We start from the raw sequence: 20,219 nt of genomic DNA on the forward strand, positions 1-20,219 counted from the left end.
AAAAATAAATTTTAATTTTGAAGAAATATTTTGTTAAATGTTTCAATATGGTTCATTAATATGAACTAATTCAATTTTAACTCCAGGGAATTTTTCTTTGATTATTTTATATGCATCATCTGCGAAAACTTGTTCATCAAGGTGAGAAATTTCTAAAATATTGGCTTTGGTTTCTTTATAAACTATTCAGTCACTTCATTTAATATCGCTTGTAATAATAAGATCATAATTTAAATTATTTATAGCATTAACTTCTGAAATATATCCAGCCCCTGAAAGGAAAGCAATTTTACTAATTTCATTGTTTCATAGGTCTTTATGTAAATTTGTACGCATAGCTTTGAAGCCAAAAGTTGTTTTAATTTTTTTAACTAAATCATTAAAAGTAGTTTTGTAATTTACTAAATTAGGATAATTATGTTCATAATTTTGGCGATAATTTTCAAGTCCTAATTTTTTTATGATTTGATATGAAGTTCCATAGTATTGGTTGTCATAGTTAGTATGAAAAGCTAAAACATTAATTCTTTTTTCTTTGCATTTTTGATAAATTGATCTTTTGTATGGAGCTTTGATATCTTCATCATCTCAAGATGCTTCAAATTTAAAAGGGTGATGAATGATGATTAAATTAGCATCTATTTCTAAAGCTTTTTCGAAAACTTCTTTGGTTAAGTCAATAGCACAAACTATACTACGTAAAGGTTCTGATAAATTGAATTTAATAGAAAAACCACTTGGGTCTCATTCTTCTTTAAGATCAAGTGGTCACTTTTCTAATAAATATTTTGTTACTTTTCTAATTTGCATTATTTAATGAAATCTTTCAAGTGACGTCCTTTACGTGTGCTACTTTTAAGTTTTCTTAAAATTTTGTTTTCAATTTGACGAATTCTTTCTTTAGAAACATTTCTTTCTTCTGCTAATTTTTCAAGTGAGTGAATTGGGTATTTATTTCCATTTTCGTCAACTCCAACTCCGAAACGTTTGCAGATTAAAATTCTTTCATCATCATCAAGTGATTTTTCAAGAATTGAATTTAGTGTTTCCACTAATTCTTCTTGTGAAGCATAATCAACTGGATTAACAACACTTTCATCTTTAACAAAGTCACTAAATGATGAATCATTTTCTTTACCAATTTGTTTGTCTAAAGAAATAGGGTCAATGTTGATTTTTCTAATGTATCTAACTTTTTCAGCGTCATAGCCATTGCCATATCTTTCAGCAATCATTTCATCAGTTGGTTCATAACCTAATTCTTGTTGCAATTCACGTTCAATTTTAGTGATTTTGTTAATAGTTTCAACCATGTGAACAGGTACTCTGATAGTTCTAGCTTGATCAGCTACAGCGCGAGTTATTGCTTGACGAATTCATCAAGTTGCATATGTTGAGAATTTAAAGCCTTTTGAAACGTTATATTTTGAAACTGCTTTTACGATACCTGAGTTACCTTCTGAGATTAAGTCAATAAAGCTAAGTCCTCTATTTTTGTATTTTTTAGCATTATTGATAACTAAACGTAAATTACGTTTGATAAGTTTATCCCTAGCACGTTTTCCTCTAAAGCCACCTTTTTCCATTTCTTGAGCAAGTTTCTTTTCTTCTTCAATGGTTAAAAGTTTTCCATATTTACCAATTCAACGCATGTATCATTTAACAATATCATTAGTTTCGGTAAGTTTGTTGGTTAAATCTTTATCTTTAATTACTTTGTTATCATTAAGGTTAATTTCTTCATTTTCATAAGATTCAAGTTCAAGTGAATCTTCATCTTCATTATTTTTACTTTTTTTCGATTTTTTCTTACTGCTTAATTCTTCTTCGTCTTCATCTTCGTCATCTTCATCATAACTTGAATCAACATAGTCATCTTCAATAATGTATTCTTGACTTTCATCATCGTCACCATATGAACCAACTAAATTGTAGTTATCATCTTCATCTAAATCTTCGTCATATAAATCACTTTTTTTGTTTTTAACATCCATTTCATCGGTGTTTTCGTCTTTTTTGCTTTTTTCTTCGAATTCTAATTCTGAGTCTAATTCATCTAAACTAACATCGTCTAAATCGCCCTCGTCGCTTTCATCAAGAATTAAGCCTGATTCAAAAAGTTGGCCTAAAACTTCGTCCATTGATTCATCATCAATTTCAACTTTAATTGAATCTAAATAATCATAAACTTCAGACTGACTTATTTGTTTTTTCTTTAAGCTTTTTGCATGTTTTTTAATCATTGAGATTATTGATTTAATTTCATTTGCTTTATTCATTTTTTTCCTTTCTTTTTTGCATTTCTCTTAATTTTTCTTTGTGTTCATCATACATTTTTTTGATACTGCTGATTTGTTTCAAAACTTCAGGATTGCTTGTGTATTTATTATAAGCATTATCTGATTCCTTTAATGCTCGGCGATAAACATCTTTAAAGTTTTGTTTAATAATTTTATCCTCTTTGTATTTTTTTGAAAATTGATTTAAATCGATATCAACATTTTCCTGTTCTAAGTCTTTGATATATTCCTTTAATTTAGCAACCTTAATACTTTTACTTTCTCTAAATGTTTGATAAAGTTCTTTTTTTAAATCTTCATTATTTAATTTACCGAAAAACATTAAGTCTTTGTGTGTATCTTCTCTTTCTTTAAATAGCTTAATTAATTCAGTGTGATTAAGTAATAAATAGAAAAGATTGTTAATTCAATAATCGCTTAATGGCACTTCGTTATTTAAAGGGTGATTAAAATTATTGACATTATTGCTGTATTCAACTACTTGATTATAATTTTGTTCATCATAAGCATAAGGGGGAATATTGTTTTCTAATAATTGATATTCACCTGAGTCTTCTGGAAATTGTTGTGGTGCATAAATTTCTTGAGAATCATAAGGATCAGGCAACTTAAAGTTGTGTTTTACTTGAATGCTAAAACCATAATCGGTTTGAATTTTGTTTTTGTAGAATTCTTGAACATTAATTTCTTGGTGTTCAAGGAAGTTAACAAAGTCATTGCAAAAAGCTTTAACATTTTTGATTTCATTGTTTGGCGAAACACTGAGATTATATTTCTTGCTTAAATTTTCATAAATAAAATCTAATGCAGCTGGAGCTTCTTTAATTAACTTGTGAAGAATATCGGCACCATAACTATTAAATAATTCATCGGGGTCATATTTAGTTGTGTTACGTACTATGTAAGTGTCAATACGATGGTCTAATAAAAACTTAGCACTTTTTAGTGAAGCTTTTTGACCAGCATCATCACCATCTAAAAAGATGACTACTTTTTTGTTTTTTAGTAATCGGAAATGATTATTGGTTAAAGCTGTACCCATTAAACCAACAGCATTATAGATTTCAGCTTTAAAAAGTGCAATAACATCAAAAAATCCTTCAGTAATTATGATTGAATTGTCTTCGCTTTTACTATTAGCTTGTCAATAGTTATATAAAAGAGAATTCTTTTTGAAAAGTTTAGTTTCATTACTATTGATATATTTAGGTTTAGTATCATTGTCTAAAGCACGAGCACTAAATCCAACTATTTCACCTTGTTCATCTTTAATAGCAAAAGTAATTCTATTCTTAAATGCGACACTTTTGTTATGACTATTAATTAAACTTGCTTTGACTAATAAGTCAGGAATATTTTCTAACTCATTTGCAAAAATTGAATTGAAACTTTCTTCTTCACTATAACCAATATCAAAAGCCTGAATGATTTCACTAGTTAATGCTCTTTTATGAATAAAATCTTTTAATTCTTTGTTTTTTCTTTTTATTAATTCTAGTTTAAAAAGTGAATTAGCTTTGTTGTTGATTTCAATTATTTTTAAGTCTTCTTCATTGTAACGACTTATTGATTTTTGGAATGAACTTAAGTCAACATTGATATTACTACGATTAGCTAAATATTCTAGTGATTCTTGGAAAGTTCATTTTTTGTATTTCATTAAAAATGTTAAAACATTACCACCAACTTGGCAGACAAAGCATTTAAATATTTGCTTTTTAGGGTCGACATTCATTGATGGATTTGTGTCTTGGTGAAAAGGACAAATGCAAACAAAACTACGACCTTTTTTGCTTAAAGTAACAAATGAGTTGATAACATCAACAATATCATTACTTGCAATAATTGAGTCAACTATTTCATGGTTATTATTACTCATTTGTTACCTCCGTTTTTTTCTAAAACTATTGTTTTATAGTTCTTTTAGTAAATTATTAATTAGTACAGTTTTTTGTTTCATACTGTCTCTGTCTCTAATTGTTACAGTATTTTTTTCAAGTGAATCAAAGTCTATTGTAACACAATAAGGTGTACCAATAGCATCTTGACGACGGTATCTTTTGCCTATTGATCCAGTTTCATCATAAGTTACAGATAAGCCTGCTTTTAGTAATTTTTCATAAACTTCTGTTGCTTTATCATTTAGTTTTTTAACTAAAGGTAAAACTGCAACTTGATAAGGAGCTAAATTTTTGTGTAGATGTAAAACAACTCTTGAGTCATCTTTTTCAAGTTTTTCTTCGTCATATGAATCAATTAAAATTGCTAACATTAAACGGTCAAGTCCTATTGAAGGTTCAATAACAAAAGGAACAAATTTTTCGTTTGTTACAGGGTCAACATATTCTAAGTTTTCACCAGTAGCTTTCATATGAGCATTTAAATCATAGTCAGTACGATTAGCTATTCCTAAAAGTTCACCTCAGCCAAAAGGGAAAAGATATTCAATGTCACTTGTGCCTGAAGAATAATGACTTAGTTCTTCTTTTTCATGTTCTCTGATACGAACATTTTCTTTGCTTAAGCCTAAATATTCAGCAAATTTTTCAGCTTTTTTAATGTAGTATTTGTAAAGTTTGTTTGCTTCTTTTGGATGGCAAAATACTTCAAGTTCCATTTGTTCAAATTCACGAGTACGGAAAATAAAGTTACCTGGTGTTACTTCATTTCTGAAACTTTTTCCAACTTGCCCTATGCCCATAGGTAATTTTGAACGCATGCTTCTTTGTACGTTTTTAAAGTTAACAAAAATACCTTGAGCAGTTTCAGGACGTAAGTAAATTTTGTTTTTGGTTTCTTCTGTAACTCCTTGTTTGGTTTCAAACATTAAGTTAAATTTTCTAATATCGCTTCAGTTAGTTTTAGCACCATCGTATTCTTTAAGATTCTTTTCAAGGAATTTTTTGATTTCATCATTAGTCATTTTTTCTGGAATAATGTTAGGATCAATCTCTTGAACTAATTTGTCAGCACGATATCTTTTGCCATTAACTTTGTTTTCAATTAAAGGATCATTAAAGTTAATAACATGACCTGAAGTTACTCAAACTTGAGGATTCATTAAAATTTTTGAATCTAGTAAATGGTTGTTTTTTTCTTTTTTAATAAATTCGCTTTTTCAAGCAGCTTCAATATTATCCTTTAAAAGTGAACCAAGAGGACCATAGTCTCAAGTATTAGCTAAACCACCATAAATTTCACTACCTTGATAAACAAATCCACTAGCTTTTAAATGATTTATTAAAGTAGTCATATTTTTTTCATTATTCTTCATAAATATCTCTCCTTTTATTAATTGAATAATAGTAAATAATTACAAAAAATGCATCTAAGTGCATTTCTTGATAATTAAATTAAGCACCAAAATTAAAGAATGTATAACCACCTGCTAATTGAATAATAGCAAGAATATCTAAGGTTAAAAGACCTGCAAGAATTAGTACTAATAATAAGATTAAGAAGTAGAATCCTGCTGAACGTTTTTTCTTAGTTGAAACATTGTTTGATGATTCTTCTGATTCTAGAGCAACTGGTTCATTACCTCTAATTCCTGTGTAGAAATTATCTTCAGGTTGAGCTTCTTTTTCTTCAATTACTTGAATAGGTTTTTCTTCAACAACTCTAACAGCAAAGTCTCTTGTTTTAGGTTTTTCAGCTTTTTTATGGTCAATTAAGACAAAATCATTGTCTTCAACTTTTTCTTTTTTAGCTTCTTCAGGAGCTAAAACAATAAGCGGTTCTTCTTTAATTGTTGGTTGTTTTTCTTCAACTGGTTTAACTTCTTCAACTACAGCTTCAGCTTCAACAACTGATTCATCTTTAACTTCTTCAACTACTGGAGGCACTTCAGTAACTATAGTTTCAGTTTTAGGTTGTTTTTTAGTTTTAGAAGATTTTTCAGCAGCTAAAACAGCTTCTTCCATTTCAACTGCATCTCTTTCTGCAGATTGAATTGTTATTGTTTTAGTAGCATCTGATTCATTAATAACTGTTACAGCAAATTTGTTTCTAATTGCTAAATATGGAATTGCATATTCATATTCTTCATAAGGAACAAATCCAACATGATAAAGATCAACTAAAACATATGAAGTAGCTCATGAGATTTCTTGTTTTTGCTTAGTTTCTTTATTTAGGAAATAACCGCGGTTAGCTGGTGTATCTTCTAATTTAGGATCTAAGACTAATAAACTAAGTAATGATTCAAAAGTTGTACTTAATTCAGCATGCATTTTTTGAACTAAATCAGCATGTGGGAAGTTAGGATTTGCTTCAACTTCTAATAATTGTTTATTGAAGTTAGCATAGTTTTTCTTAATATTATTGTAATCAGCTTCACTAATATTTTGTTTTGGAGTTGTTTCAATAATATTTTTAATTTTTTCTGTGTATAAAGCAACACCACCTACATAGTCATCAAAACTTAATGTGATGTAGTTCATGTATGTTACACCTTCAAGTGGCTTGTAGTTTTGTCTTAAAAGTTCCATTTTACGAGCCATTTCATTGAAGTTCATATCTTTTTTTGCTAATTCTTGTTTAAGAAGTTCAAGTTCTTTGTCTGCTTCAGCATTGTTTTCATGAATTTGAGTTAAAAGAATATTAATTTGTTCTTGGAATTGTGCTCTAATAGCATCAACGTCAACAACATCTGATTTCTTTTTCTTTTTAGCAATTTCTAATTCAGGTGGAAAGTAGGTTGCTGGATCAGAAATTAATACAAAATCAAGATTTCTTAATCTTCTTTTTGCATCATAATCATCGTGTTGGAATGTTGAAGGATTAATTCCAATTTGACGACAGTTACCTTCATATGTACCGCCACCATCAAAACCAGCAGTTTTAATGTAGTAGCTTCATTGTCCATCTTCACAATCACAAGTTAATTGACCTTCAAAAATCTTTTGATCATTTTGATATCAAACAGCTGTTTCATACTTAAGTAACATGTATCATTCAAGAGCTTCTTGTCTTGTTTTAAATTTTGCTAATCCAATTTTGATTTTTGGATGTTTTAGTAATCAAGGATAAATTGGGTCCTTTTTAACTTCATATGTACAGTTAAGTCTTTTCATATTGATTCCTCGCTTATTTTTTACTAATTAGCCAATAAATAGTGTATTTATTGAAAATTTTTTTTACTATTTTTGGCCTCAAACAATAGTATTTTATTATTGTATTAATATTATAAATTAATATTTAATTTTATAATGCAATTAGTTCAAAAAAATTAGCTAAAAATAAATATTTTTTATTTTTGACCAAAAAAATTGCTAAAAAATCAAATATTTTTGCATTTTTTCTTATTTTTTTCCATTTAATTATTAATATAAACATAAAGTTTAAGTATAATAAAAACACCATGAATCATAAAGGCGATATTTTATTCGGAAAAATAAAAAGTGTAAGTAGTGAAGGACTTACAATTTTATGCAATAATGATTATTCTTATTTTATTCCTCGTGATTTGATAACTGACTGAAACAAAATTAACTTGCGTCATGAATTTAAGATCGGCGAAAAAATTAATTTTATAGTTGAAAAAGTTGATTATCACAGTCATAGTGGTATTGGTAATTTTAAAATTAATCATGCCACCTTTTCACGCAGTCCATTTAAAGAAAATTTAAGCAATACAAAACATGGTTTTGAAAACTTGAAAAACCAAATTGATCAAGAAATCAAAAATTATCATAAAGAAGGTAATAATGGCAACAATTAATTTGAAAGCTTATAATTATTCACCTGATTTTAAAAATGAAAGTTTGATTAATCGTGGCAATAACTTGATTAAGGATGTTAAATTAAAAAATATCGAGGGTTTTGAACATTTTGGTTTTCATGAATTAGCTTTAAATTTTAGTAATTTTAATGTTGATGAATTAAACAATTTTGTACGCTTAATAAAAAAGCAAGAAATTAAAGAAATTTTGATTATGACAACAAGCAAAATAATTGATAATTATCAAGCTGGAAATGACTTTTTATTTAAGTATGATTTATTAAAAAAATACAAGTTAAAATTTAATTTTATTAATGTTGATAATTATGAGCAAGATTACTATGCTAAGTTTGAAGAGTATAAGAAAAAATTTGAACAAAAAGGCATTGCTTTAATGTTTGGATCATTTACTAAATTTAGTGAATAAACAATTAATTTTATTAAATTATTAATGAATCATTTTCAATTAAATCAAGGTTATTATCGAGCACTTGAAAGAGTTTTTTTAATCTCAAAAGAATCATTAGAAAAACAATTGGAATTTTTAAGTATTCCCCTTCAAAACAGACTTATTAGTCCAAATATCCTCTCAAATAATTTTGCTTTTTTTAGTGAAATTAATATGTTACTTTTGTTGCTTCAAGGAGCTAATATTAATGACTTATCTGAAGGCTATTCTTCAGGTTGCACAAACTGATTAAGTAGTAACTTAGAACAAAACAAAGCATTCCAATATGCCTACATTAGGTATAGCTTAAAAGGTGATCGAAAAAATGATCTTTTAATTGGAACTGATGAAAGATTTAAAGGTATTTTGAAGCTTTATAGCACAATAAATAATAGTCAATATTTAAAGTCAAATAATGTGACAATGTATGCAATTTTTAGTCAAGATATTTATACTTATGGACAATATTTAATTGATAATAATCGCAACTTTTTTACCTCAATTTTTAGCATTGAAAATGAAAAAATTGACTTTAGAATTAGTGATGAAATTAATAATACTCAAGATGGTTTAGAGAACCATAAAGATAACCGCATAAGCAGCTATTACAAAGTAGCAAAAAAAGGTTATTTGACAACACTTTCAAATGTTGCATCATTACCAGTTTTTGATATTTCATTGGAAAGTTCAAATGAATTAAATTTAGGATACTTAGTTGGATTTCTATATTGAAGTTATATTTTTGAATGTTACTTAAATAAATTGAATCCTTTTGATATATAAAAATTGTAATAATTTCCATATTTTTTAATTAAAAGAAGATAGTTAACAAAAGAAAATATTAAAAATGTAGAATAATTAAAGAAATTATTAAGTTAAGGATAAAAAAATATGAAAGCAGTTAAAGTTAATTTACATAATTGTGTTGATGAAAAAACATTACTTTCTTATCAAGACAAAGTTAAACAAATTCATGATTCAATAATGAACAAAACTATTGCAGAAAAAGATTGATTAGGTTGATTAGAATTACCTAACAAAGGCAAAAGTGAAGAAGTTAAAAGAATGAAAAAGATAGCTGAACTATGAGAAAGCAAAAACATTGAAGTAGTTGTAGTTATTGGTATTGGTGGGTCATATTTAGGAGCTAAAAGTGGCTATGAATTTATGTATGGACCTTACAGCATTAACAAACCAAAAATGGAATTATTATTTGCTGGAAATAGCATTAGTAGTGAAAGCTTAGTAGCAGCATTAAAATATGTTGAAAACAAAAAGTTTGCAATTAATGTTATTTCAAAAAGTGGAACAACTTTAGAACCTTCTATTGCTTTTAGAGAATTTAGAAAATTATTAGAAGCAAAAGTTGGAGCAGTAGAAGCTAAGAATTTAATTGTGGCTACTACTGATGCTAAAAAAGGCGTTTTATACTCATTAGCAACTCAAAAAGGATATGAAAAATTAATTATTCCTGATGATGTTGGTGGACGTTTTAGTGTTTTAAGTCCAGTTGGTTTATTCCCATTCATTTGTGCGGGAATTGATATTGAACAAATTCTTAAAGGTGCTCAAGAAGCTAATAAAGATGCAAATGATTTAAGTTTAAAAACAAATGATGCTTATCGTTATGCGGTTGCAAGACATGTTTTAAGTAAAAATTACACCATGGAAATGATGATTTCTTATGAGCCAAAAATGCAATATTTTGCAGAATGATGAAAACAATTATTTGCTGAAAGTGAAGGGAAAGATGGCAAAGGATTATTCCCAACAAGCGGAATTTTTTCAACAGACTTGCACTCACTTGGTCAAATGATTCAAGATGGAAATAAAGTATTATTTGAAACAATTTTAGTTTTAGATAAACCAAAATACGATATTACTTTTAAAGCTGATAATGAAGATTTAGATAAACTTGTTTATTTAGATAAAAACAAATTGCATAATGTTAACATGACAGCTTTTACAGCAACTTTAGATGCTCACATGAACACAGGTAAAGTTCCAAACATTGTAATGAATTTTGCAAAATTTGATGAATACACATTAGGTTACTTATTCCAATTCTTTGAAAGAGCTTTAGCTATTAGTGCTTATCTTTTAGGTGTTAATCCATTCAACCAACCAGGTGTTGAAGTTTATAAAGCTAATATGTTTAAAATTCTTAAATAATAAAAATTTAAATTATAAGTCTTGTTAAAAGGCTTATTTTTATTCTAAATTTTATTCAAAAAGCCTAAAATGGTGGAACACATTCCACTGAATTTGGTGGAATGTGTTCCACCATTTTAGGAATTTTTAATAGACTCTAATAACTTTTAATATATAATATTAATAAATAAAAAGAAATATTTATGACATATAAAAAAGAAATGTATTATGAAAGATTATTAGATCCAATAATAAGAAAATATTTAAAAGTTTTTGGAGCAATTTGCATTCAAGGACCTAAATGATGTGGCAAAACATGAACATCACAATTTCACTCAAGCAGTTCATTTTATGTTGGAGATTCTAGAAATAATTTTGAAAATAGACATTTAGCAAAAATAAATCCAACTAAAATTTTAGAAGGAAAAACACCAAGACTAATTGACGAATGACAAGAATATCCACCTATTTGAGATGTAGTTAAATTCGAAGTAGATAACCGTGGACTTAAAGGTCAATTCATTTTGACTGGTTCTTCTACTCCTGAACATAAAGGCCTATTTCATAGTGGTATTGGTCGAATTGCTACATTACAATTGAGACCTATGAGCTTATTTGAATCTAAAGATTCTTTAGGACAAATTTCATTAAAAGATTTAATAAATGACAATTTTGAAAATACAACTTATGAAGGTATTGAATTAAATAAAATTATTAATTTAATTATTAGAGGTGGTTGACCTGACAATATTGAAGTTGATGATAAATACTCTTATTTAGCGGCAAGTAATTATGTAAACACTTTTTTAACTGAAGATTTAGATAAAATTAGTGATACTAAATTTGATAAAAATAAATTACAAAAATTATTAAAATCATTAGCTCGAAATAATGCGATAACAGTTAGCATTAATAAACTAATTGATGATATTAAAACAAATGAAAATGAAACAATTGATAAAAAAACTATTTATGCATATTTAGATATTTTAAATAGATCTTTTATTGTTGATAATTTGCAACCATTTAGTTTGAATATTAGATCCAATTTAAGAATTAAACAAAATGAAAAAAGACTTTTTGTCGATCCTTCTTTAGCAGCTGCGTTATTGAATGTTAATAATGAGAGTTTGCAAAATGATTTAAATACTTTGGGTTTTTTATTTGAAAACCTTGTCTTAAGAGATTTGAAAGTTTATGCTCAAAGTAATGAGTGAAATATTTATCATTATCAAGATTATAATGATAATGAATTAGATGCTGTTATTGAATTAAAAAATGGCGAATGAGTTGCAATTGAAATTAAATTAGGCTGAGAACAAGTTGATAAAGCTTCTGAAAAATTAGTTAGATTTTCTAACAAATTAGAAAAACAAAAGGCAACAAAACCTAAAAAATTAATCGTAATTACAGGAACAGGGAAAAGTGCTTATTTAAGAGAAGATAATGTTTATGTTGTGCCTATTGGATTGTTAAAAAATTAAGAAAAAAGAATATTGCTAATTAAAGCAATATTGCTACATTGTAATCTGAAACTTTACACATTTTAGATAGAATCTATAATGGGTGAAGTTTTTTTTATAAAAAAAGTCACCCAAAGAGTATTTGGCGACTGTCATGAAGAAATGCAAAAAAATTATCATGAAATGAACGCACTGTTCTTGAATACTTACTTTGAACAACTAATTATAGTATAACAAAAATAGCAAAAATATTAGGTTATTCAAGAACAACTATTAATAATGAAATAAAAAATAATTCTACTTTTTGAGGTTATTTTGCTTTATATGCAATTGAAAAAACAATTACAAGAGAAAAGTGAAAAAATCATTTTAAATTTTTAAACAATTTAAATAAATATAAAGAATTTTCTTCTTTATTTAAAAAAGAATATGATGGTAAAATGCGGACTGTTAAATTAACAATTGAAAAAATAAAAAATCTTTATCCTGATATTGATGTTCCTTCTTTTAAAACAGTCTACAATTGAATAAAAAGTGGTCATTGAATTTTGAACTGAAAAGGTTTATTAAGAAAAGTCTACAAAAAAGGCGAAAAAAGAGAGAAACAAAGCGCTGCTAGAAGACTGGTCGGCGCACGTTATGTAAGACCTTTTTGATCTAGACCAGCAAACATAAATGAAAGAAAAGAATTTGGCCATTGGGAAATAGACCTTATTGTAGGTAAGAGCAAAGGCACACATTGTCATTTACTTAGTTTTACCGAAAGAGTCTTTAGATATGGATTTTTGGTAAAAATTCCTAATAAAAATCCACGAAATTTAAATTTGTATTTATGGAATCTTATTTGAAAACATAAATTAAATGTTAAATCTATAACTCAGGATAATGGATTAGAATTTTTAACATTATTTTTCATTGGATATAAACTAAAAATTTTTATATATAAAGCTGATCCATATGCTTCTTTTCAAAGAAGTTCAAATGAAAATTTCAATGATTTAGTTAGAAGATTTTTTTAAGAAAAAGACTAATTTTGATGATATTACTGAAGAAGAAATTTTAAAAGTACAAAATGAAATAAACAATCGTCCAAGAGAAATTTTTGGATATTTATCTGTTTTGGAAATGTACGAAAAATTGAATGCAGAAAATCCTTGAAATTCAACAGGTATTGACAAAGTATTATATGGAAAACAAAAGAGAAACTGAGAAAGCAACAAGAATAGAAATTTGTTTTTCAAAAAAATAGGAAAATTAAAATAATATTTTAGAAAGGGCGACAAGTCGCCAAATATTTTAGGAAGGGTTAATGCCCTCACTTTTATTTGTCCTATTGGACAAAAAATAATAACAATATTAATAATTAAAAAGGAATATTGACATGCAATATTCCAAATTTCTAGGTGTAAACTTACAGATTACAATCTAGGAATATTGCTAATTAAAGCAATATTCTATTTTTAATTAACAACATTTGCATTCTTTGCGGCATTTTTCTTTGCAACATGATGAACAACATGAATTTTTGCAGCAATCTTTTGTTGTACATTTAGTTGCACAGTCTTTTACTTCACAATTTTTTGTGCAACAATTTTTCTTTGAACAAGCCATAATTTAACCTCCAATGCATATATATTAAATTATATTCTTTTTTTAATATATAATTAAAACATTATGCCAGAATTACCAGAAGTTAGAAGTGTGGTCAAAGATTTAAGACCTAAAGTTGTTAATAGAAAAATAGTTAAAATTGATATCTTACATCCTAAATTAATTAAAGAGGTAAGTGTTGAAGAATTCAAGAATTTTTTAATTAATGAAACATTTTTAGATGTCAATAATTTAGCTAAACATATTATTTTTTCTTTAACAAATAATAAATATTTATTAAGCCACTTGAGAATGAGTGGAAAGTATTTTACACATTATAAATATCGTCCAGCAACAAAACATGATTACTTAATTTTTCATCTTGATGATAATAGTTGTATTTATTATAATGACTCACGTCAATTTGGCACTTTTCATATAAAAACTAAGGGCACTTTATATACAACTAAACCTTTAGATAAAGTTGCAAAAATTCCTTCAGAAACAAATATTAAAGAGTTATTTAATAAAATTAAAAATAAGAATATACCTATAAAACAGCTTCTTTTGGATCAAAGCTTTGTTTCAGGTATTGGAAATATTTATGCTAATGAAACTTTATTTGCCACTCAAATTAATCCTTTGACGCCTTCAAAAAATATAACTTTTGAACAGTTAGAAAAAATTATTAAAGCAGCTGCAAAAATTATGGATCAAGCTACTGAATTAGGTGGTTCAAGCATTGACACATATACTTCAGTTGATGGAGTTAAAGGTCAATTTCAAGATTTTTTACAAGTTCATGGACACTTTAATGATGTATGTAAAAGATGTAAAAAAGCTAAAATTAATAAAATTTTTATTAACAAAAGAGGGACTTATTATTGTCCAAATTATCAAAAATAAAAAGCACTTCTCAATAAATGAGAAGTTTTATTTTAATCTTTTAGTAGACTAATTGGAATAATAAGTATTCCATCTGTTATTTCATATGCTCTATCTTCTGCTGTTAAAATAATCATAAGATCCGGTTCTCTTTGTCCATTTTCTTTTATCAGCTGTTTTACTTTTAATAAATTATTTTTCGCTTTTTCAATTTGATTTCCACCTAATTTACATTCTATCAATGCATATCTGCCATCATTTAAGTGCAAAACAAAATCAATTTCAAGACCATATCTATCGTGATAATATGATAATTCTCCATTTAAACTTGATGAATATATTTTTAAATCTCTAGAACACAAATTTTCAAATACAAAACCATATGTTCGTAAATCCTTTATTAAATCTATATATGAAATACCTAAAGAACTTGTTGCTAAAGAAGGATCTACAAAAAGTCTCTTGTTTGTACTTCTAATTGCTGAAGCTGACCTAATTTTAGGGTTTCATGCAGTTATATTATCAATAACATTTAAATCTTCAAGTTTTGTAGTGTAATCATAAAAAGTTGTTTTTGAACCTTCATCTTTAAAACTACAATCTTTTATTAAAGTTTTTGAAGTAGCTAAAGTAGCAACATTTCTTGCATAACTTTTCAATATTCTTCTAGTAATTTCAGGGCTTCTTTTTATGTTATCAATTTTACTTATATCTACATTGCAAATTTGATTGACATAATCTTTAGGAATTTCGATTTGATTTTCATATTTTTTTAAATTTAGAGTACTTGGCCATCCTCCTCTGCAAATTGCTTTTGCTAAATCTTCAAAAGATAAATTTGATTTTAAACCATTTACTTTAATTTTTTTATCAAATAAATCTTGTAAAGATATTTTTCCACTAGATTCTCCAGTTTCATATAAACTCATTGGATACATTTTCATTGTATGTATTCTACCAGTACCAGTATGCATAGTATTTAATTTATTGTGTGTACTTGAGCCTGTTAAAATAAATAACCCCTTTTTTCCCATTGCTGAATCAACATAAGTTCTTACGGCATCTCACATAATTGGAAAGTCTTGTCATTCATCTATTAATAATGGTTTTTCTCCTTCTAAAAGTAATGAAGGTTTATATTCAATTGTTTCTTTGTAAGTTTTTAAATTGTCTGGATCTTGTAATTTAATTAATGTTTTTGAAAATTTTTGTGCAGTAGTTGTTTTACCACATTGTTTAATTCCTTCTATGTTTATAGCACCAAAAATTTCAAGATTTTTTTTTATTTGTTTTTCTATTATTCTTCTTTTATATTTCATAGCAACCTCGTAAACATTATAACAAAAAAATAATTTGCCGAACACTTTTGTGGTAATTTGCTGAACACTTTTGTGGTAATTTGCTGAACACTTTTGTGGTAATTTGCCGAACACTTTTGTGATAAATAATATAAAAAGAACAAAAAAATGAGCATTTAATTACTCGCTTTTTTGTTCTTGAAGATTATTTTCTGGTTCTTTTTCTAAAACTCTAATAACTTCATGAGAGTCATTAAAGTTGCAATTGCTCCATAAATCCTCTACATATTTTGATTGATAATTTTCTAAATCAAATTCTTCTAAAACATATCATTTTTCAATAGCTTTTATCAAATAATAATTAATTATTGGGGCTACTATTACTAATACTCAAAATCCTAAATATAAGCCTAATTCAACTCATTTACTAATAGAGATGTCTTTACCATAGAAAACACTGCCTAGTGCTTTATCATTATTTACTATTCCGTCAATTGTTGCGCCTATATAAGCAACAATTGCCAATAATGATCCTACAATTGCAAAAATTGAAAAGATTCAGAATATAACTGTATTCATCTTTTTAATATTCAATGTTTTTTTGTGTAAATACAAAACAATAATAACAGCATAAAAATTGAAGAAGATAAATGTTGGCAAATTGCTTTAACCATCTAATATGTTATCGCCACCTAAAACTCAGATGCAAATTGAAATAATTAGTCAAATAGCACTATAAATAAGACTTATAATTAAAATCATCATTCTTTTAAGATTCATTTTGTTTCTTATTTTAGTAGTATTAATTATTATTTTTAAATTAATAGCATTATTAATATTATGTGCATATGAATTGGTAAAATCATTTAATACTCCAACAACAGCAATAAATAAGAATAGACTAAAAATAATGCTTAAACTTTGCACTAAATGTTGATTTGTTCTTTGATCAATTGTATTTTTAATTATTTGTTCAACAACTCCACTATTATGTAAAATTGCAAAAATAGCAATTAAAGAATAATTTATTATAACTGTAATCATTCCAACAATAGCAACAGTTGGTAAGTTATCTTTCTTTAAGTTATTAGCAGTAGATCCAACTGATAAAAATGTATAGTTAAAGCTGATGAAATAACAAAATTTTTTATTACCTAATTGTGTAGCTCAGTTGCTGATACCATTTGTTTTAGTATTTTTAAGTTGGTCAGTTTTGTTAAAACTTAAAGCATTATAAAGTGAAATTAAATTAACCCCGCTAAAATTCAAGTCATTAATCAACTTAAATTATCTTCACTAGTAGCTTTTTTATTAATTAATTTTTAAAAAATATCCCAAACCAACAACAGTTCCTATTAGCATAGTAAGTATAAAAAAACCAATTTTTTTAGCATTTTTATATGTGAACATTGCTTTAGCTCTTTTCTATGATTAATCAAAAATATTTTTTAGCAATAATAAAAATTATTTGTTTTTATTGTAAAATAAATTCATGAATATTTTTTATAGTATTTTGTTAAATTTAACTTTAATCTTAATTGGATATTTTTTACTTGGATCATTTAATACAAGCATTATATTATCCAAATGAAAGAAAAAAGATGATATTAGACTGCATAATTCAAAAAATGCGGGAGCGACTAATAGCTTAAGGACTTATGGTAAAAAGTTTGCAGCAACAGTTTTTGTTATTGATGTTTTAAAAACTTTTATTCCAACAATAGTTTTAGCAGCAATTTTAAATCATGCTTGTTTTGACTTTGCTCAAACTTATTACATGAGCCCACAATCTTTAGCTTTAGGTGTAATCATTGGACATATTTTTCCAGTTTACTTTAAATTTAAAGGTGGTAAAGGTGTAGCTTGTACAATTGGTTTAATTGCCACAATTAATATTGTCTTTTTATTAATGGCTTCTATTATCTTCTTTATAGTTGTCTTAACTTCTAAATATGTATCTTTAGCTTCAATATTAACAGCGGCAATATTAGTGCCCTTTGCTTTTATTCCTTGAATGACTAGTGGCATTTTAGGATATTGAACAAACTTTGTGTATGAATATCACAATTGCTTTGTAACAAGTTTTATCTATTTAATAGCTGCAATATTAATTATTGCAATGCATCATAGTAATATTACTCGTTTAATTAATCATACAGAAAGTAAATTAGGCCAAAAAAAAAGCGAAGATAATTCAGATGATACTGAAGTTGTTTTAATTAGTGAAAAAGAAGAACATGAATCTACTAAATAAGTAGATTTTTATTTTTTTGTGTTATACTAAATATGAAATTGACAGAGGTATTTGCTTATATAACAAGCAGATTGAGAAAAACTCTTAGAGCTGATCAGGTTAATACCTGCGGAGCAAGTTCAATTAATTTGAATTATAAATAGTTTTTTCTCTAATCCTTTTACTCTGTCGTGAAAGGATTTTTTTATGAAAAAAATATATAAATTTATTGTAGCAAGTTCAAGTATTTTTGCTTTAGGAAGTATTAGTGCTGGTTGCCAATATCAACCTAATATTGAAGAAATAAAAATTAAAATGGAAGGTATTAAATATGCAGATAAAGAAAAGTTAGATGCATATACAAAAGTATTTAATCAAGTTTTTAATATGAAAATGAAAGAAGCAAATTTAAATCAAAAAGTTGTTTCGTTTCATGATTCAGGAAATGGTGAAAGCGCAACACTTAAAGAAGTTAATTTAAACAAATTTCAAGTGGCTTTTCCCGGAGCTTGAAGATATTATCAAGAATATTTGAATAATAAAAATAAAAATGTTGTAGCTTTTATGCAAACAAAAACTAGAGCTTTTAAAACAAAAAGTAGTTTAAATTACAATGATCAAAGTCTTTATGATCCAAGTAAAAGTAATAACTTCGCAACTTTACAAGCTCAATATGAAAATGAATTATTCAATAGTGAAGGTGGCTATGTAAATTGAAGTGACAAAAGCATGGGCGGCTTTGTTGATTATAAATTTTTAAATATGTATGAAGCTGATAAATATGTAGATCATCAAAGAGGATGTATTTGAATTTATGGTACTAATGAAGAAAGAAATTTAATCAAAAAAGCTTGAAATGATAAAGATTGAGAAACTTTTTATAAAAAAGGAATTTATTATGGAAGTAATGATAGTGCATCAAAATATCATTTACCTCAAGCATTATTAAAAAAACAATTTAATTTAGACAAAAACTTTACACTAGATTCTTTTGCAAGTTCAAATTCCAAATATTTTAAAAAAGGAAAAGCTAAAGAATTGGGCAAGGATAATTCTTCAAATTATCATATAGCTTTTGATAATGAGAATTCTTTTGCTTATAGTAATCATGGAAATAAAGCATTAGAAAATAGAGATTTTTATGTTAAAGATAAAAATAAAACTTATGAAATGTTAACTTTAACTGATCCTATTCCTTATAATGTGGCTATAGCAAATAATTCACTAAGTAAAAATGTATTAGAATTATTAGCTCAAACTTATATTGAATTAGCAAATAAAAATAATAATTATGTTGGAAATTTATGAGGTCTAAATCATTATTCAGTTATTAGTAATGAACAAACAGAATTTATAAATAGAATAGAAGCAGTTATGAAACAATAATATGAAAACATACAAAATTGAATTTAAAAATGTAACTTTAGCTTATCAAAATGAAGTGGTCTTAGCATTTAAATATCATTTTTGAAGTGGCAAAACTTATGGAATTTATGGGCTTAGTGGGGTTGGGAAAAGTACTTTGATTAAAGCTATTTTAGAACCAAAATTAATAGCTAAAGGGCAAATATTAATTAATGATCAAGATATCAATAAAATTGATCAAAAGACCTATAAAACAGTTAAAAAAGATATTTCTTTTTTATTTCAAGAGCCTTCTTTAATTGAGACAGATGATGTCATTGAAAATATTAAAAGAAAGTCAAATAATATCTATAATAATTGATTTTACAAAGTTTTTAGAATATTAACTAAAGAACAAAAAAATAAGCTAGCAAAAATCTTAGAATATTTAGATATTTTTGATTATATTAATACACCAGTTAAAGATCTTAGCGGTGGTCAAAAACAAAGAGTGGAACTAGCCTCAATCTTTTTTGAAAATAAAAATATTATTTTGGCTGATGAACCAACAAGTAATTTAGATTTTATTAATACTAAAAAAATATTAAAATATTTGCAAAAATATGTTCATGATAATAATGCATTATTATTATGTAACATTCATGATGTTACTAATTCGCTAGAATATATGGATTATATTTTATTATTAAAAAATAAGAGACTTGTTTTTATTAAACAAGCTAATAATATAAGCGAAAAAGAATTTCAAGAACAATATTAAAGTC

General features: G+C 26.3%; 17 protein-coding genes, 1 pseudogene and 1 riboswitch. Of the genes and pseudogenes, 10 read left to right on the forward strand and 8 right to left on the reverse strand.

What is annotated here, in order from left to right; all coding sequences use genetic code 4:
• Positions 1-33: 33 nt before the first annotated feature.
• The 5 genes from MBIO_RS03000 to MBIO_RS03020 all read right to left on the reverse strand — a co-directional run bounded on the left by MBIO_RS03000 (position 34) and on the right by MBIO_RS03020 (position 7,375).
• The gene (locus tag MBIO_RS03000; RefSeq protein ID WP_013354605.1) at positions 34-810 is read right to left on the reverse strand and encodes a Nif3-like dinuclear metal center hexameric protein; all 777 of its coding nucleotides are present in this window, start codon (positions 808-810) and stop codon (positions 34-36) included.
• Positions 810-2,279 carry an RNA polymerase sigma factor gene (locus tag MBIO_RS03005; protein WP_013526837.1) on the reverse strand — a complete coding sequence of 490 codons (1,470 nt, stop codon included), beginning with the start codon at positions 2,277-2,279 and terminating at the stop codon, positions 810-812. Before MBIO_RS03005 ends, MBIO_RS03000 begins: the two co-directional genes overlap by 1 nt.
• On the reverse strand, positions 2,272-4,179 hold the full coding sequence (gene dnaG / locus MBIO_RS03010) for a DNA primase (RefSeq protein WP_015511059.1): 1,908 nt from the start codon (positions 4,177-4,179) through the stop codon (positions 2,272-2,274). The genes MBIO_RS03005 and dnaG overlap by 8 nt, the downstream gene beginning before the upstream one ends.
• A 33-nt stretch (positions 4,180-4,212) precedes the next feature.
• Complete coding sequence (locus MBIO_RS03015; protein ID WP_013526838.1) at positions 4,213-5,574, reverse strand: glycine--tRNA ligase; 1,362 nt, start codon at positions 5,572-5,574, stop codon at positions 4,213-4,215.
• 79 nt (positions 5,575-5,653) lie between these two features.
• Positions 5,654-7,375 carry an MAG3090 family protein gene (locus MBIO_RS03020; protein WP_013354601.1) on the reverse strand — a complete coding sequence of 574 codons (1,722 nt, stop codon included), beginning with the start codon at positions 7,373-7,375 and terminating at the stop codon, positions 5,654-5,656.
• A 287-nt stretch (positions 7,376-7,662) separates the two neighbouring features.
• Between MBIO_RS03020 and MBIO_RS03025 the strand changes: the two genes are divergently transcribed.
• The 7 genes and pseudogenes from MBIO_RS03025 (at position 7,663) to mutM (ending at position 14,580) form a co-directional block, all read left to right on the forward strand.
• Positions 7,663-8,022, forward strand: coding sequence for a S1 domain-containing protein (locus tag MBIO_RS03025; protein ID WP_013526840.1), 360 nt, complete (start codon positions 7,663-7,665; stop codon positions 8,020-8,022).
• Positions 8,009-8,449 carry a hypothetical protein gene (locus tag MBIO_RS05095; RefSeq protein ID WP_015511063.1) on the forward strand — a complete coding sequence of 147 codons (441 nt, stop codon included), beginning with the start codon at positions 8,009-8,011 and terminating at the stop codon, positions 8,447-8,449. The genes MBIO_RS03025 and MBIO_RS05095 overlap by 14 nt, the downstream gene beginning before the upstream one ends.
• A 24-nt stretch (positions 8,450-8,473) precedes the next feature.
• On the forward strand, positions 8,474-9,253 hold the full coding sequence (locus MBIO_RS05100; RefSeq protein ID WP_258408933.1) for a glucose-6-phosphate isomerase: 780 nt from the start codon (positions 8,474-8,476) through the stop codon (positions 9,251-9,253).
• Positions 9,254-9,361: 108 nt separating this feature from the next.
• Positions 9,362-10,642: a glucose-6-phosphate isomerase gene (locus tag MBIO_RS03035; protein WP_013354598.1), complete on the forward strand. Its 1,281-nt coding sequence runs from the start codon at positions 9,362-9,364 to the stop codon at positions 10,640-10,642.
• Between the two features lie 182 nt (positions 10,643-10,824).
• Positions 10,825-12,105, forward strand: a complete 1,281-nt coding sequence (locus MBIO_RS03040) for an ATP-binding protein (RefSeq protein ID WP_013354597.1) — start codon at positions 10,825-10,827, stop codon at positions 12,103-12,105.
• Between the two features lie 128 nt (positions 12,106-12,233).
• Positions 12,234-13,347 (forward strand): annotated as a pseudogene (locus MBIO_RS04695) (IS30 family transposase).
• Positions 13,348-13,758: 411 nt separating this feature from the next.
• Entirely contained in the window at positions 13,759-14,580 is an 822-nt protein-coding gene (mutM, locus tag MBIO_RS03050) for a bifunctional DNA-formamidopyrimidine glycosylase/DNA-(apurinic or apyrimidinic site) lyase (RefSeq protein ID WP_013526847.1), read from the forward strand.
• 32 nt (positions 14,581-14,612) lie between these two features.
• On the opposite strand, the gene MBIO_RS03055 is transcribed toward mutM, so the two are convergent.
• The 3 genes from MBIO_RS03055 to MBIO_RS03065 form a co-directional block, all read right to left on the reverse strand.
• Positions 14,613-15,878: an ATP-binding protein gene (locus MBIO_RS03055; RefSeq protein ID WP_013526848.1), complete on the reverse strand. Its 1,266-nt coding sequence runs from the start codon at positions 15,876-15,878 to the stop codon at positions 14,613-14,615.
• A gap of 159 nt (positions 15,879-16,037) precedes the next feature.
• Entirely contained in the window at positions 16,038-16,436 is a 399-nt protein-coding gene (locus tag MBIO_RS03060) for a hypothetical protein (RefSeq protein WP_129622092.1), read from the reverse strand.
• A gap of 87 nt (positions 16,437-16,523) precedes the next feature.
• Positions 16,524-17,126 carry an amino acid permease gene (locus MBIO_RS03065; RefSeq protein ID WP_232048421.1) on the reverse strand — a complete coding sequence of 201 codons (603 nt, stop codon included), beginning with the start codon at positions 17,124-17,126 and terminating at the stop codon, positions 16,524-16,526.
• A 223-nt stretch (positions 17,127-17,349) separates the two neighbouring features.
• Between MBIO_RS03065 and plsY the strand changes: the two genes are divergently transcribed.
• From plsY to MBIO_RS03080, 3 genes are all read left to right on the forward strand, one after another.
• A complete protein-coding gene (gene plsY, locus MBIO_RS03070) occupies positions 17,350-18,111 on the forward strand; it encodes a glycerol-3-phosphate 1-O-acyltransferase PlsY (protein ID WP_013354592.1) in 762 nt (253 codons plus the stop codon).
• A 33-nt stretch (positions 18,112-18,144) separates the two neighbouring features.
• A riboswitch (TPP riboswitch) is annotated at positions 18,145-18,246 on the forward strand.
• 51 nt (positions 18,247-18,297) lie between these two features.
• Positions 18,298-19,476, forward strand: coding sequence for an ABC transporter thiamine pyrophosphate-binding lipoprotein p37/Cypl (cypl, locus tag MBIO_RS03075; RefSeq protein WP_013526851.1), 1,179 nt, complete (start codon positions 18,298-18,300; stop codon positions 19,474-19,476).
• Position 19,477: 1 nt separating this feature from the next.
• Positions 19,478-20,215 carry an ATP-binding cassette domain-containing protein gene (locus tag MBIO_RS03080; RefSeq protein WP_041594232.1) on the forward strand — a complete coding sequence of 246 codons (738 nt, stop codon included), beginning with the start codon at positions 19,478-19,480 and terminating at the stop codon, positions 20,213-20,215.
• Positions 20,216-20,219 lie beyond the last annotated feature (4 nt).

The organism is Mycoplasmopsis fermentans PG18 (assembly GCF_000209735.1).
Lineage (GTDB): Bacteria > Bacillota_I > Bacilli_A > Mycoplasmatales > Metamycoplasmataceae > Mycoplasmopsis > Mycoplasmopsis fermentans.